Origin of the sequence: Dyadobacter sp. BE31 (assembly GCF_031457695.1) — a bacterium.
GTDB lineage: Bacteria > Bacteroidota > Bacteroidia > Cytophagales > Spirosomataceae > Dyadobacter.
Genome location: NZ_JAVDXA010000001.1, coordinates 1602445 through 1616825, shown reverse-complemented (window position 1 = coordinate 1616825; position 14381 = coordinate 1602445). Strand labels below are relative to the sequence as shown.

The following is a 14381-nucleotide window of genomic DNA, read 5'->3' as shown; positions in this document are numbered from 1 at the left end:
TAATAGGACAAATTAAAGCGAATTAAGAATTTTCTAAGGAAATTTTAAGTTCTTGGAAAAATACAAACTCAAAATTTAGGAATATTCAATTCGATCATATTACCTTTGCATCGAACCTTAATTACACCCAAGAAATGAAAAAATTCTTTGCATTTGCGTTTGTTGCCGGGATGGTAGCTTTCGCTGCTTGTACTAGCAAACCTGCTGACGAATCAGCTGATACTACTGCTGTAACTGTTGAAACTCCTGCTGTTGATACAACTGCAGTTGACACAGCTGCTGCTGCTGCAACTGATACTGCTGCTGCTGATACTACTAAGAAGTAATCAGACGTACAAGTCGAAAATCTTGAAAAGCCCTATGAAAGTAGGGCTTTTCTTTTTTTATTCGGGTATGAAAAACGTGTCTTTGGGTTCGTATGTGCCGGATGGGGCAGCCGAGTATTGCCAGGAGTTGTATCGCACCCACCGCTTTGATTTTTTTCTCTCGCGCCCACGTCGTACCCGCCTGGGTGATTTTACCGTAAAGCCCGGCATAGTCCCCCGGATCACGGTGAATGTCAATCTGAATCCATACAGCTTTCTCATTACCTACCTGCATGAGGTGGCGCACTGCGTTGTCCATGAGAAGTACAAAGGCCGCGGCCGCAGGAGGGTAGCACCGCATGGTGCCGAATGGAAGCACGAGTTCAGGGAGTTACTGGTGCCCGTCATGCATGAAAGTATTTTCCCGAAAGACATTCTGGCCCATTTGCTTCGTTATGCTCAAAACCCCGCCGCCTCTACCGGCGGTGATCAGAAACTTTTTAATGCGCTCAGAAAATACGATGAGCAGGAATTGAATACCGGCAAAGTATGCCTGTTTCAGCTGGATGAAGGAACCAACTTCGTTTTCCAGAACAGGACATTCACACGCGGAACGCTCAGGCGCACGCGCGTGCTTTGCACGGACAAGGCCTCTCAACGTCTCTACACGATCCCTGCTCATGCATTGGTTGAAGCCTGCTGATGTCCTGAAAATGGCCTGCCGAATAGCTTTAAGCTGTCTGGCGGTGCTGGTTTCTTTTATTTCCTATGCACAAAAATCGGTATTGTCGGAAGGGCTGTGGTTCAGGCTGGCTGTGACGGAATCGGGGATTTACCGTGTGGATGCCGATCTGCTGGCCAAAATGGGCGTCGATGTAGCCACTGTGCGGCCTGCCGGTATTCGTATTTACGGAAATGGCGGAGCAATGCTGCCGCAATCCAACAAATCGGGCTATGTGAATGCGTTGACGGAGAATGCGATCTGGGTCAGCGGTGAGGAAGACGGAAAGTTTGATAAGGGCGACGCTGTTTATTTCTACGCGGAAGGCCCGCATGTCATTCAATACGATGGTGCAAAGGCGGAGCTCCGGCATCAGCTCAATTACTACTCCGATTCGAGTTTCTATTTTATCACATTCTCTGAAAACAATGGGCTGAGGGTAAAACCGGCGGCCGGCCTTACCGTTGCGACCTCGAAGACAGTCCGCGAGTTTGACGATTACTGGTACCACGAAACGGAATCGTCCAATACGCTTAAATCGGGCCGGGAATGGTGGGGTGAATATTTGGGAAGCACGTCAGGTTTCAGCATCAACGTGGCCATGCCGGGCGTGATACCTTCGTCGGATTTTAAACTCAGGACCTCGGCGATCGGTGCCGCGCAGGTGCCTACCCGCTTCATCTGGCAGGTGAATGGCGGAGAGGTAGGGCAGGAGGGAATCGGGACGGTCAGCCCCGGCACTTACGACGTGAAAGCGTTGCAAACCGGGAATACGTATATTGTCAAGAATGCGCCGGCTTCGGGCAACTTTACCATTGGTGTAACCTATAATAAGAACGGCCAAAGCTCGGCAGAGGCTTATCTAGATTATGTCGGCTTGCAGGTAAAGCGGGAACTGAGGAATTACGGCGGTCAGCAGGTATATCATTTCCTGCCGCAGTTGACGGATACCGTTACCTACCAGTTTGCCGGTTCTTCCGACGGTTTCAGCGTTTGGAATATTACAAACCCGCTTACGCCGCTTGCAATATCGCAGAAAGATGCCGCGGGTGCCTACCGATGGACTGCTTCGGGCGCTAAAACGCTTCAAAAATACATTGGTTTCGAACCAGGTGCGGCATTTCAGCCGGTAAACTGGCAGCGTGTTGCCAATCAGAATATCGCTGCGTCACCGGCGCCGGATATGCTCATTGTTACGCCCGCCGCATGGGTGGCGGAGGCCAATCGCCTTGCTGGGTTCAGAAACAGCCGCGACGGCCTGGATGTGCTCGTTGTTACCACCGAACAGATTTACAATGAATATGCTTCCGGACGTCCGGACATCAGCGCAATCCGTGATTTTACGAGGCAACTTTATCAGAAGGCTCCGGGCAAGCTAAAATATCTTTTGTTGTTCGGCGATGCAACGTATGACTATCGAAATCTCGTCAATAATCAATCGCAGGCACAACGCGCTGCTTGGGTGCCCGTGTACGAGAGCAGGGAGTCGCTGAACCCGGTTTATACCTATTCTTCCGACGATTATTTTGGTTTTATGGATGCTAATGAAGGCGATTGGAACGAGACTACGGCCGGCGACCATACGGTGGACATCGGCATTGGCAGGTTACCCGTGAAATCGCTGGCAGAGGCAAAAATTGTTGTTGACAAGCTGATGCGCTACGAATCGTCATTCGGGATATGGAAGAATAGCGTGCGGTTTGTAGCCGACGACGGGGATGGGAATATCCATCAACGCCATGCCGATCAGCTTGCGAGCCTTATCCAGGGCAGGTTGTTTTCGACCAGATCGTTCCTCGACGAGGTGCCGCAAACGACCACCGACGCCGGGCAGAAAGCGCCAGCCATTAATCGGGCCATCCGCAATGCAATCGACAGCGGCACGCTGATATTGAATTATACCGGGCATGGCGGCACGAGTGGCTGGGCAGAGGAGCAGGTATTGACATTGGCCGATATGCTTTCGAGCCGCGGAATGGACAATCTGCCGTTACTGATCACGGCAACCTGTGATTTTGGCCGTTACGACGATCCGGGTGTCGTATCCGGCGCAGAGCTGATGGTTTTGAGCCCGAAAGGAGCGGCGGTTGGGGCAATCAGTACCACGCGACCGGTTTATTCCAGTACCAATTTTGCATTAAACAAAGCATTTTACGAGGCATTACTGAACGCGAAACCGGGCCAGCGGCTTGGAGATTTTTTCAAATACACTAAAAACAATGCGCTGGCAGGTAGCCTGAACAGGAATTTTACATTGCTGGCCGATCCGTCGATGATATTATCGCCCGGAAGAAAAGGAGTCCGGTGGAGTTCGCCGCCCGACACGCTGCGCGCCTTGCAGAAAGTGACGCTGAATGCCGAAGTTTTTGATCCGGGAACAGGGAAAGTCGATGCGGATTTTAACGGGACGGCCAGGCTGGTGATTTACGACAAGCCGATCGAGTTTCGCACATTAGGAAACGAGGGGAGCGCTGAAACCTATACCGAGTTCCGCAGCAAGCTATTCGATGGAAAGGTGACGGTGAAAAGCGGCCGTTTGCAATGCAGCCTGCAAATACCGAAGGACATCGATTACCGGATCGGCCTTGGGCGTGCGAGCGTGTATGTAATAGACAGCGACAGTACAGAGGATGCCTCGGCACAGCTGGCGTTGGTGGTTGGCGGAAGTGCGGTACAGCAGAAGGACAGCATTCCACCGAAGTTGGCGGGCTACCTTAACACCCCTGCTTTCCGGGACGGCGATACCGTGGAGCCGTCATCGGTACTGGTGCTGCAAATGAGCGATGCAAGCGGGATCAGCATTTCCCGCGCGGGTATCGGACATGATATTACGATGACTTTGAATGATACACTGACCGTCGTTTTGAATGATTATTATGTATCGGACTTGGATAATTATCAATCGGGTAGTATCAGTTATCCGTTGAATAATCTGCCTGCCGGAAAATATATTGTCCGCGTAAAAGTGTGGGATACGTATACTAACTTTTCTGAAATAGCGTTCGGGTTTCTAGTAGGTCCCGCCAAGGGAATAGCGCTCAACACCTTTAATATTTACCCTAACCCATTTCAGAAAGACCTTGTATTCGAACTCGGCCACAACCGGGTAAATGAGGACGTAGAATTAATTTTTAATATATTGCTTGTTAATGGGCAACGTTTGGGCACTTATAAAAAGCTTTACTATAACAGCGAACCGGTTATCAGGGAAATGCTGGACGTGACGCAGTGGCTGGGGACGGTACCGGTTGATCAATCCCTGGTTTACCATTTAGTCATCAGATCGTTAAAAGACAATTCTACCGATCTGAAAGCCGGTAAGTTAATCAGGTCTCCTTAAGATAATAAAACTTATCAAATTTTTAGTAATAACTATCTTTCATTGTATTTTTGACCCTTTAAAGAAGCTGACACAGGCACTTCCTATCGCAAATCCAATTTCTATGAAACTTTTTTTTGTTACATTATCCTCACTATTCTTTTTAACAACAGGTACGCTTTTCGCTCAGGATTCTACAAGGAGAATACCGGCATCACCACTTTCCTTTTTGACATTTGCCCCTGATGCTAGAAGTGCAGGAATGGGAGAGGCTGGTGTAGCACTCAGCCCGGACGCGAATTCAACCTACTGGAATGCAGCGAAGCTTCCCTACAATACCAAGGATTTTGGCGTTTCCGCTTCCTACACACCATGGCTCCGTTACCTGGTTGACGATATGTGGCTTGGTTACCTCACTGCCTACAAGAAATTGGGCGATCGCCAGGCGGTAGCGTTTTCTGTGAACTACTTCAACAACGGCGAGCTGGATTTGCGTGATGCGGTAGGTAACAATATCGGTTATTTCAACTCCCGTGAAGTGGCCATCAACGGAACTTACTCGCGCCAGCTGAGCAGAAACTTCTCCATGGGTTTGACCTTGAAATATATCTCTTCCAACCTCGCAGGAAATGCGGTAATCAACAACGTTTCACTGAGCCCTGCACGTGTAGCGGCGGGTGATATCAGCGCGTATTACAGAAAGGAATTCAAGAATGAAGATACAGGCAGCGAGCTCGTGTGGTCGTTGGGTGGTGTGCTCTCCAACCTGGGTGGTAAGATCAACTACGGTTCCAGCTCAGAAACAGAGAACTTTATACCTACAACGCTGAAAATCGGTACTGGTTTGTCATATACCGGCGACGGAAGAAACCGTTTCAATTTCATCATCGATTTCAGCAAACTGATGGTGCCTACCCCGGATGGCAAAACCAATATCAATACAAAACCATTGCTGAACGGCGTATTCGGCTCGTTCTCGGATGCTCCGGATGGGTTTAAAGAAGAAATCCAGGAAGTAGCGATCGCAACCGGTCTCGAATACTGGTACAACAATATCTTCGCGTTGAGAGCGGGTTATTTCGGAGAGAACAAAAACAAAGGCGACCGTCGCTTCTTCACTGCCGGTGCAGGTCTTCGTTTCGCCGACAAATGGGGTGCCGACTTCGCTTACATGTTCCCGACAACTCAGGGAAGTCCGCTTGCGCAAACATTGCGGATCACTTTGTCGCTTCAATTGAACAAAGCTGAGAAGCTGGACGTAGGCGACAACGAAAACTAAGCCTTAACAGAAATTTAATTATTCAGAACGAATGGCGTTATTGCAACGTCATTCGTTTTTTTATACTCACCGCTGCCCATGTCACTGGACCGTACTATTGCTCCTGATTTCAAAATCATTCAAACTGTAAACCTGCCGGAACCTCAAACCTACACCCTCGACAATGGGATCGCACTGCATGTGATCAATATCGGGGAGCAGCCGGTGGTGCGTCTGGAGTGTATTTTCGAAGCGGGCAACTGGTATGAGAGCGAAACGGCAGCCTCGTATTTTGCGGTGAAAATGCTGACCGAAGGTGTGGAGGGAATGACATCGCAGGAGATTAGCGAGGCATTCGACCGGCTTGGGGCATTCACCGATCTCACGCACACTTCCGACCGCGTGGGGATCGTGGTATATTGCCTTTCACGTTTCCTGCCGGAGGTACTGCCATTGGTGCAAAAGCTGATCCGCAGCGCAACCTTCCCGGAGAAGGAGTTTCAGGAACTGAAAAACATTACGGTACAGAACCTGAAAGTGAATAGGGAAAAAACGGCTTACCTGGCTACCACGGAGTTCAGGGCGCGGTTGTTTGGCGCCGGCCATCCCTACGGACAAAGCCAGAGCGCAGAGGAGATCGACGCATTGGGCATGGATGCCGTGCGTGCACACTATGAGCAGTTTATCCGCGACGGTAAGTTTACAGCCGTGCTCGCCGGCCAGGTTACCGAAGCCGATGTAGAGCATGTGAATGCTACTTTGGGCCAAAACTTTTTCGATGCAGCATCTGGTAAAGTTTCCTTTACTGCTTCGGAAGCGTATCAGGGCGACGAGGAAATCGTCGAACGACCGGAAAGCGTACAATCGTCTATCAGGATGGGCCGGGTGCTCTTTAATCGCCATCATCCCGATTATTTCAAAATGCTGGTCACGAATGAGATCCTTGGGGGCTATTTCGGGTCGAGGCTGATGAAGAATATCCGCGAAGAAAAAGGCCTTACTTACGGCATTTCCTCACACCTGGTGACCTTACGCAACGAAGGTTACCTGATGATCGGTACGGACGTGAAAAAGGAATTTACCCAGCAAACGATTGACGAAATCAAAAAGGAAATACATCGGCTGCAAACCGAGCCCGTCGGAGCCGAGGAATTGCAGACGGTCAAGAGCTTTATGGCCGGAGAGTTTGCCGGGTCGTTGAATACCGCATTCGAGGTTGCCGATCGCCGTAAGGTATTGCTGCTGGATAGTCTGCCTGCCAATTTTTTCAATCAATACATTGATCGCATTCACGCTACTACCGCCGAAGATGTGATGGCAATGGCGAATAGCTACCTGCGCCCGGAAGACATGGTAACTGTGATAGCGGGAGGCAAGTAGTTACTGATTGGCCTTGTCCAGCGCGGCTTTGTAGGTTTTCAGGCAACGCTCACGCGCCTCCTTATGATCAACCATCGGGGCCGGGTAGGCATCGGTACCAAACTCCGGAACCCATCGTTTGATATACTCCATTTTGGGATCGAATTTCTCTGCCTGGGAGGCCGGGTTGAATATCCGGAAATATGGTGCGGCATCGGTTCCTGAGCCTGCTGCCCATTGCCATCCGCCATTGTTAGCAGCAAGGTCGTAATCCAACAATTTTTCGGCAAAATAGGCCTCGCCCCAGCGCCAGTCGATGAGCAGATGCTTGGCCAGGAAGCTGGCTGTGACCATGCGTACCCGGTTATGCATGAAGCCGGTCGCATTGAGTTGCCGCATTCCCGCATCTACCAGCGGATACCCCGTTTTACCTTCGCACCACTTCTGGAAATCGGCCTTGTCGTAACGCCATTTAATGAGATCGTAGGCCTTTCGGAATGCCTCCCCCTTACCCACATGTGGAAAATTGGAGAGAATTTGCTGGTAGAAATCCCGCCATATTAGTTCATTCAGAAAAGTATCGCTGTGCCCGCGCGCCTGCCGTGCGAGCTCGCGTATGCTCACCGTGCCGAAGCGCAGGTGAATGCCCATGCGGCTGGTACCTTCTTTGGCCGGAAAGTCGCGGTCTTGGGCGTAATCCTTCAACAGCGCATTCCCGACATGGTCCGATGGAAATTCAATCTCGATTTTTTCAAAGCCCATATCCTTCAACGCAGGCAATGCTGCGCCATGCCATTTTTGAAAGCGCCCGAAGTACTTTTGGGTAGGGTAGGATTTGAGGTAAAAATCAGTGAGTTTTTCTTTCCAGGCCCGGCTGTAAGGGGTAAAAACGGTGTACGGCGTGCCCTGGCCCGTCAGTATTTCCTGTTTTTCAAAAATGACCTGATCTTTGCAGGTTTTGAAAGCAATGCCTTTTTTCTTCAAGATCCTGTACACCTCTCTGTCGCGGTCGGTGGCGTAGGGCTCGTAATCGGTGTTGGTGTACACTTCGGCGATGTTGTATTCATCCACCAGCTTTTCCCATATCTTAGCGGGGAAGCCGTATTCAACTAAAATATCGGCATTCTTTTGCCGCAATTCCTGCCGAATATTGGAAACAGCGTTGTGGATGAAAGTCAGCCTCGCATCTTTCTTTTCTTCCAGGTCATCGAGGATATTCCGGTCGAAAATGAAAAGCGGTACCACCGGATAGCCCGAGCGCAAGGCGTAGTAAAGCCCCGCATTGTCATGCAGCCGAAGGTCGCGGCGAAACCAGAATAGCGCGATTTTGTCTTTCGTTTTTAGGGGCATACAATGGTTTTAGACGTGGGTGAAGGAGATCCTGATATAACTTAACTACGAAGTAAGTCCATTTTTGGATGATGGGGATTTTCAAATCTTATATATTTACTGCGTGCGCCGGGCATCGGTCGCCATTAAATGATCCCCGATTGCGACGCAATACAATCTTAACTTAACTGTATTCATGAAATTACAACTCACGATCCTGTTCAGTCTCCTGTGCCTTACGGTTTTCGGCCAAAAGAATAATGCCGACAAGCAGGACTGGAAGCAGCTCTTTAATGGAAAAAACCTGGATGGCTGGGATATTAAAATCCGCGGTTATGAACTGAACGACAACTATAACAACACTTTCCGCGTGGAAGATGGTAAAATGGTGGTTCGTTACGACAAATACGATGATTTTGCCCAGAAATACGGGCATATCTTCTACAAAGGTGATTTCTCCTATTACCGCATTGCGGTTGAATACCGTTTCGTAGGCGAGCAAGCGCCCAAAGGCGAAGGCTGGGCGTGGCGTAACTCGGGTATTATGGTGCACGGGCAACCTGCTGCCACAATGGGTAAAGACCAGGATTTTCCTGCGTCGATCGAAGTGCAACTATTAGGTGGAAATGGCAAGACCCGCACGACTTGTAACCTTTGCACGCCCGGCACCAACGTGGTAATCGACGGCAAGCTCGTTACCCAGCATTGCGTTAACTCCAAATCGAAAACTTACAATGGCGACCAATGGGTGCGCGCTGAGGTGCTTGTATTGGGCGATTCGCTGATCCAGCATTTTGCCAATGGTGAAATGGTACTCGAATACAACAAGCCGCAACTTGGCGGAGGCAACTTGGGCGGCGCCACGGACCCGGAAGTGAAAATCGCCGGCAAATTGCTCGATCACGGTTCAATTTCACTCCAAAGCGAAAGCCATCCGGTGGAATTCAGAAAAGTGGAAATTCTTGATTTGAAGGGATGTATGGATCCGAAAGCGACAAATTATAAGTCTTACTACGTGAAGGCGGATAATAGCAAGTGCAGCTACGGGAAGAAGAAATAAATATTGGTAATAAAACAAAAAAATGCCCGGGGTTCATAAGAGCCCCGGGCATTTTTTTGTTTTATCACTATTACAATCTCACGATTTCCGCACCGATCGCGTTCAGGCGCGTGTCGATGTTCTGGTAACCGCGGTCGATCTGCTCAATGTTGTCGATAATGCTCACACCTTTGGCCGACATCGCTGCGATGAGCAATGCAACCCCTGCACGGATATCAGGGGAGGTCATACGAATGCCACGGAGTTGTGTTTCGCGGTTATGACCGATCACCGTTGCGCGGTGCGGGTCGCAAAGGATAATTTGCGCGCCCATTTCGATCAGTTTATCCACAAAGAACAGACGGCTTTCGAACATTTTTTGGTGGATCAGAACGGTTCCCTGCGCCTGCGTGGCCGTCACGAGGACGATACTCAGCAAGTCGGGTGTGAAGCCGGGCCATGGCGCATCGGCAACGGACAGTGTAGAACCGTCGAGGTAGTTTTCAATGCGGTAGCGTTCCTGTGCGGGGATGAAAATATCATCGCCACGGAACTCCATTTGAATACCCAACCTTTTGAAAACATCAGGAATAATGCCCAACTCAGGAATCTGGCAATCTTTGATCGTAATTTCCGACTGCGTCATTGCGGCAAGACCGATGAAGCTACCGATTTCGATCATATCCGGCAGCATGGTGTGCTCGGTACCTTTCAACTCGTTTACACCTTCGACGATGAGCATATTGGAAGCGATACCCGAGATTTTGGCACCCATGCGGTTTAGCATTTTACAAAGCTGCTGCAAATAAGGCTCGCAGGCCGCATTATAAATGGTAGTAGTGCCTTCGGCCATCACAGCAGCCATCAAAACGTTGGCCGTACCGGTTACCGAAGCCTCGTCCAGGAGCATATAAGTGCCTTTCAGGTTCGCAGCGTCCACGCGGTAGAACCCACCGTCTTCTTCATCATAGCTGAATTCCGCACCCAATTTCTCGAAGCCTAGGAAGTGGGTATCCAATCTCCTGCGGCCGATCTTGTCGCCACCCGGACGGGGAATGCGTCCTTTGCGGAAACGCGCCAGCATCGGGCCGAGCAGCATCACCGAGCCGCGCAATGCAGCGGCTTTCTGGCGGAATGAATCCGATTCGAGGTAATCGAGGTTGATATCGTCGGCTTCGAAGCGGATCGAAGTTTCGCTCAACCGTGTGCGACGCACGCCCAAATCGCCCAGAAGGTTGATCAGCTGGTTTACGTCGCGGATATTCGGGATGTTGTGGATCGTAACGGGTTCTTTGGTCAGCAGCACCGCACAGATGATCTGTAATGCTTCGTTTTTGGCGCCTTGCGGCACGATTTCACCCTTGAGACGACGATCCCCGGTAATTTTGAATGATGCCATATAAGATTTTGGGCAATTGAGACGGTATAAAATGAAACCTGGATGTTACATTCCAGGTTTTTTGCGGTTGTTATTCCGGTTGTTGTTATTGTTGTTGTTCCGGTTCTGGAACTTATTGTTCCGGTTGCGGTTCTGATTGCCCTGGTTGCCGCCGCCCTGCCTGTCGGAATTGTGGGGCTGAGCTTTGAAGTTGTTCCCGCCAGTCTGGTTCACGCGGTTGCGCTCCTGGTTGTTGTTGCGGTCTTTCGGTGCGGCATCGATTGGCCCCGATTTGCGGATATAATCGATTTCCTCCTTCAAACGGCCTTTGCTGAGTTGTTCCAGCTGGGCTAGTAAAACGTTGTCTTCGGGATTATCCTTGTTCCATGTGTTGAAGAACGAACGCATCAGGCGGAAAATGTAGGAAACAAATGCAAGGCGGTCTTCCGGATTTTCGGTCTGGGATGCTTTTTCCAGAAGCAGATCGATATTACGGCCGTAATGGCGGAATTGCAGGTTTTGCTGGTTGTACTCGACCCGTAGCGGTTTCTTGCCCAGCGCTTCTTTGGATGGCGGAGGGAAAGGGCTGTCGACATCCAGTTCGAAACCGGAAATAATGTACAGGTCGTCCCATAACTTGTTGGTATAGTCCTGGTTATCCCGCATGTTGGGGTGTATCTGACGCATGAGCTCGACCAGTATGTGCGCGTAGAGAGTGCGTTTTGCCTTATCCTCTATCTTGACGATGTGGTCGGCCAATTTTTGTACGTTACTGCCGTATTCTTTCAATGGGATATCTTTTTTATAATGGACAAAAATAATAAGTTTTTGTGGAAACAAAATGAGGTACAGCGGTAAAACAGGCATTCTGCGGCGCTACCTCAGGGAGCGTAAAGCAAATGTCCCCGCATACTTTCGAAGGGGAATGCAGGCAGGTGTGTAGCTTCCGGGGGACGGATCGTGTAGTGGTAAAGTCCGGCCGGAATTCCGGGAGAATGCGTGGCGGGGAACCAGAAGTACTCGTAACGGCCTGCATTGCAATGTAACAGTTTATGGAAAACCGTTGTTCCCAGCGTGTTGCGGATATTTAATTCCAGGTCGGCCGCAACTGGTGCCCGGTTTTGAATCGTAAACCTGAACCATCGGCCCGACGGGTTCGGAGAAACGGCTGCTTCTATGGGCTGGGCGCGGTCAGCTATTTCAAAATGAATCTGGTATGGCGGCGGCGAATGTCCCGCCTTGTCGCGACACTGGACGGTCAGCAGGTATTTGCCGGGGGGTAATGCAGGTTGCAGGGTAATTTCATAAAATCTCCCACCCTTATTTTTTCCGGTGGCGGTGCTTAACGGCACTCTGGCGTCGGTACATCCCGCGCAAATCTTTTTTAACCATACGGCCAACAGGGTCGTATCATTTTCAATATCCGGAAGGTTTTCATCGAAAATACGGACGCGGATAGACGGCTTTTCGGAGACGATCTCGCCATTTTGAAGCTGCCGTCCGTCTACGGAAACCTGCATTAATGGCGGCAGATCAACGAATTGGCTGTCGGCCACGGTGTCGGGCAGCAACGAAGGGAAAATGCGGATGGCCGGATCGCCGTGGAGCGTCATTTGCTGCACGGTAATGCTGTCGAGCATGTCGGGATCGCGCGCCAGGTTTCGGCGGACGGCTTCCCGCTGGATTATGCCAAACGGTTTGGTAGTAAATGCGGAGTCTGCGAGGACTTCGTAGAAAATTTCAGTGTACCGCTTCAATGCCGTCGACGGGCCGTTGAATGTATGTGCCAGAAAGAGTACTGCCCCGCTTTCGGGTGCGAAAATCCAGTCGGAACTCAATGTTTGGGTGGAATAGAAAATGCTGCCGGCCGCGCAGCCATTCACGATCACCGCCGGATAACGCGGATGGTTTCGGTAGTTGCGCGATAGATCGGTGGCGCGGCCGATGTCAATGTCGGTAATGTCAATGGAAGAATGGCCAAACAGAGTAATGAGCCCGACGCCCGCATTCACCTGTTTGTCGACGCTAACCTGCTCTACCGCATTGTCAGTAAGCTTCGAAATCGTTGTTACATCATTCGCGAGCGGTGTGTTTTCAAGCTTCTTTCCAAATGCCCGCATATAAGATCGGAACACATTCAACTCATCCCTCGACCTGCCGCCGCTTAAATGCAATATCCGTTTTCGCCAGGTTGCCAACGGGCGTTCGGCCTCCATCGCCTGCACTTTGCGAAGGTAATCGAGTAGCTGTTGTGAATTTAATGCATTGATGCGGCCGACAGGAACAATGGGATTGTGAGAGTCTTTCATGGTAACCAAGGCAATATCCGAACCCGGCCAGCCGGCATTCGGCACCATATCCGCCTGCCACGAATCCTTGATTTTTCGGGCTTTCTGGGGATCAACAGATCTGCCGGCCAACAATACAAATTGTAAATTTCCCTTGTCGTGCAGCCATCGGATCGCATTGCGGATGCCTTGCGGGCCCGGCTGCCCTGCATTGAACTGGTCATAGAGCTCGTGACTGTAAACGACGGACGTTTTATATCCACCGCCGTTTTCGGAAGCACGGTACCGCGCATATTCATCGACCGCATCTCGCCCGGCCACACGCATAAGCGGGTGTGTGATGATCAGGTATTCTGTTTCAGGGTCGATTCGGGAGAATTTCACAATGCGGGAAGGTAATGTCTGGAAATGCGCCGGGGCAATCCGCGGGCCTGCCTGCGGGTAGCGTATGCGTGCGTACGAGAGCGACACGTGTCCGCCAGTGCCCGCGGGGAGAAGTGCGACCGTCAGTTCACCGGTTTCATCGAAATCTTCAATGGGTATTTGAAACTGAATAACCCTGGTTTCACGGCCGTTTACATTCAAATCAACCAGTTTTCTTTTTAGATTTTTAGCATTACCGAGCCATAATACAAATGAATGCACGCCCGGCGACCAGCCTGCCAGGAGTATTTCACAATCAATGTCCTGTCGGCTATCCTTAAATAGATTATTGGTTTTAAATACAATTTCAAATGGCTTATGCTCTGCTATTTCCGGCCCTGTCCAGCCTTCTCCTTCGTCATAAGCACTCAATAGGGAGCCGGTTTCGTAAATGCTTTCTGAGGGGAAGAATCTCCCGGGGAGATAATGGGAGGTGAAAAGTTGCATGGACTCATCCCAATGGAATGCGGCGCTGTCGGTAGTCGTGCCGGGTGTTGGGAAGCTGGTCCTTAGTCCGGGTTTGCCGTTGTGCCAGGTCAGAAAATAGGCGGTGGTGTCGGAGTAAAGGTTGTAATAAGGATGCGGCATGGCGTCGGGCTTCGTGTAGAGTGCGGTATCGGCGTAGCCATCATTCTTTTTACCTGCAAATAACAGGTACCCATCGCGGGCTAACCTGCCCGAAGATTCGCCTGCAACTTCGATCGGAAGCTCGTTGCCGTGCGCGAAAATTTGAATGCCCGACGGCCATATCGAATCAATCGGAATGCCCTGGCGGGCGAGTTCACGGGCGGTAATTTTGTAAATGCCGGTTTCGACGACGGGGATGCGGAGGTAAGTCTGCCGGTAATCGATCCACTCGTTGCCGTAATGTTGCTGCGCATTGCATTTGGCATACCCAAGCATGCAATGGTAGATTAGTAAAGCGTGTGTAAAAATCCTTGTCATCGTTTTTCCGAATTTGA

10 protein-coding genes are annotated in these 14381 nt (G+C 50.5%); 6 read left to right on the top strand and 4 right to left on the bottom strand.

The annotated features are described in order from the left end of the window. The first annotated feature begins 134 nt into the window (after positions 1-134). The 5 genes from J2Y43_RS06730 (at position 135) to J2Y43_RS06710 (ending at position 6983) form a co-directional block, all read left to right on the top strand. A complete protein-coding gene (locus tag J2Y43_RS06730; RefSeq protein WP_223401799.1) occupies positions 135-326 on the top strand; it encodes a hypothetical protein in 192 nt (63 codons plus the stop codon). Positions 327-360: 34 nt separating this feature from the next. Further along, on the top strand, positions 361-1008 hold the full coding sequence (locus tag J2Y43_RS06725; protein ID WP_309980697.1) for a hypothetical protein: 648 nt from the start codon (positions 361-363) through the stop codon (positions 1006-1008). Beyond that, positions 986-4366, top strand: a complete 3381-nt coding sequence (gene porU, locus J2Y43_RS06720; protein ID WP_309980698.1) for a type IX secretion system sortase PorU — start codon at positions 986-988, stop codon at positions 4364-4366. Before J2Y43_RS06725 ends, porU begins: the two co-directional genes overlap by 23 nt. A 103-nt stretch (positions 4367-4469) precedes the next feature. Then, positions 4470-5624, top strand: coding sequence for a type IX secretion system outer membrane channel protein PorV (porV, locus tag J2Y43_RS06715; protein ID WP_309980699.1), 1155 nt, complete (start codon positions 4470-4472; stop codon positions 5622-5624). 78 nt (positions 5625-5702) lie between these two features. Beyond that, the gene (locus J2Y43_RS06710) at positions 5703-6983 is read left to right on the top strand and encodes a pitrilysin family protein (protein WP_309980700.1); all 1281 of its coding nucleotides are present in this window, start codon (positions 5703-5705) and stop codon (positions 6981-6983) included. Here the strand turns inward: J2Y43_RS06710 and J2Y43_RS06705 are convergent, their stop codons facing one another. Continuing rightward, positions 6984-8312, bottom strand: coding sequence for a deoxyribodipyrimidine photo-lyase (locus J2Y43_RS06705; protein WP_309980701.1), 1329 nt, complete (start codon positions 8310-8312; stop codon positions 6984-6986). It abuts the gene before it with no gap. A gap of 175 nt (positions 8313-8487) precedes the next feature. Here J2Y43_RS06705 and J2Y43_RS06700 point away from each other — a divergent pair, with 175 nt between their 5' ends. Further along, positions 8488-9351 (top strand): DUF1080 domain-containing protein, encoded by an 864-nt coding sequence (locus J2Y43_RS06700; protein WP_309980702.1) that lies wholly within the window; start codon positions 8488-8490, stop codon positions 9349-9351. Between the two features lie 70 nt (positions 9352-9421). On the opposite strand, the gene murA is transcribed toward J2Y43_RS06700, so the two are convergent. The 3 genes from murA to J2Y43_RS06685 are packed head-to-tail and all read right to left on the bottom strand — an operon-like array spanning position 9422 to position 14322. Beyond that, positions 9422-10729, bottom strand: coding sequence for a UDP-N-acetylglucosamine 1-carboxyvinyltransferase (murA, locus tag J2Y43_RS06695; protein ID WP_309980703.1), 1308 nt, complete (start codon positions 10727-10729; stop codon positions 9422-9424). A gap of 45 nt (positions 10730-10774) precedes the next feature. After that, complete coding sequence (locus J2Y43_RS06690; RefSeq protein ID WP_309980704.1) at positions 10775-11575, bottom strand: DUF4290 domain-containing protein; 801 nt, start codon at positions 11573-11575, stop codon at positions 10775-10777. Between the two features lie 14 nt (positions 11576-11589). After that, complete coding sequence (locus J2Y43_RS06685; protein WP_309980705.1) at positions 11590-14322, bottom strand: C25 family cysteine peptidase; 2733 nt, start codon at positions 14320-14322, stop codon at positions 11590-11592. Between the last annotated feature and the right edge of the window lie 59 nt (positions 14323-14381).

What these genes read in the sequence shown, in the direction of transcription:
- J2Y43_RS06730 (WP_223401799.1), top strand. Translation starts at nt 135, where the DNA reads ATGAAAAAATTCTTTGCATTTGCGTTTGTTGCCGGGATGGTAGCTTTC.
- J2Y43_RS06725 (WP_309980697.1), top strand. Translation starts at nt 361, where the DNA reads ATGAAAGTAGGGCTTTTCTTTTTTTATTCGGGTATGAAAAACGTGTCT.
- porU (WP_309980698.1), top strand. Translation starts at nt 986, where the DNA reads ATGCATTGGTTGAAGCCTGCTGATGTCCTGAAAATGGCCTGCCGAATA.
- porV (WP_309980699.1), top strand. Translation starts at nt 4,470, where the DNA reads ATGAAACTTTTTTTTGTTACATTATCCTCACTATTCTTTTTAACAACA.
- J2Y43_RS06710 (WP_309980700.1), top strand. Translation starts at nt 5,703, where the DNA reads ATGTCACTGGACCGTACTATTGCTCCTGATTTCAAAATCATTCAAACT.
- J2Y43_RS06705 (WP_309980701.1), bottom strand. Translation starts at nt 8,312, where the DNA reads ATGCCCCTAAAAACGAAAGACAAAATCGCGCTATTCTGGTTTCGCCGC.
- J2Y43_RS06700 (WP_309980702.1), top strand. Translation starts at nt 8,488, where the DNA reads ATGAAATTACAACTCACGATCCTGTTCAGTCTCCTGTGCCTTACGGTT.
- murA (WP_309980703.1), bottom strand. Translation starts at nt 10,729, where the DNA reads ATGGCATCATTCAAAATTACCGGGGATCGTCGTCTCAAGGGTGAAATC.
- J2Y43_RS06690 (WP_309980704.1), bottom strand. Translation starts at nt 11,575, where the DNA reads ATGCCTGTTTTACCGCTGTACCTCATTTTGTTTCCACAAAAACTTATT.
- J2Y43_RS06685 (WP_309980705.1), bottom strand. Translation starts at nt 14,322, where the DNA reads ATGCTTGGGTATGCCAAATGCAATGCGCAGCAACATTACGGCAACGAG.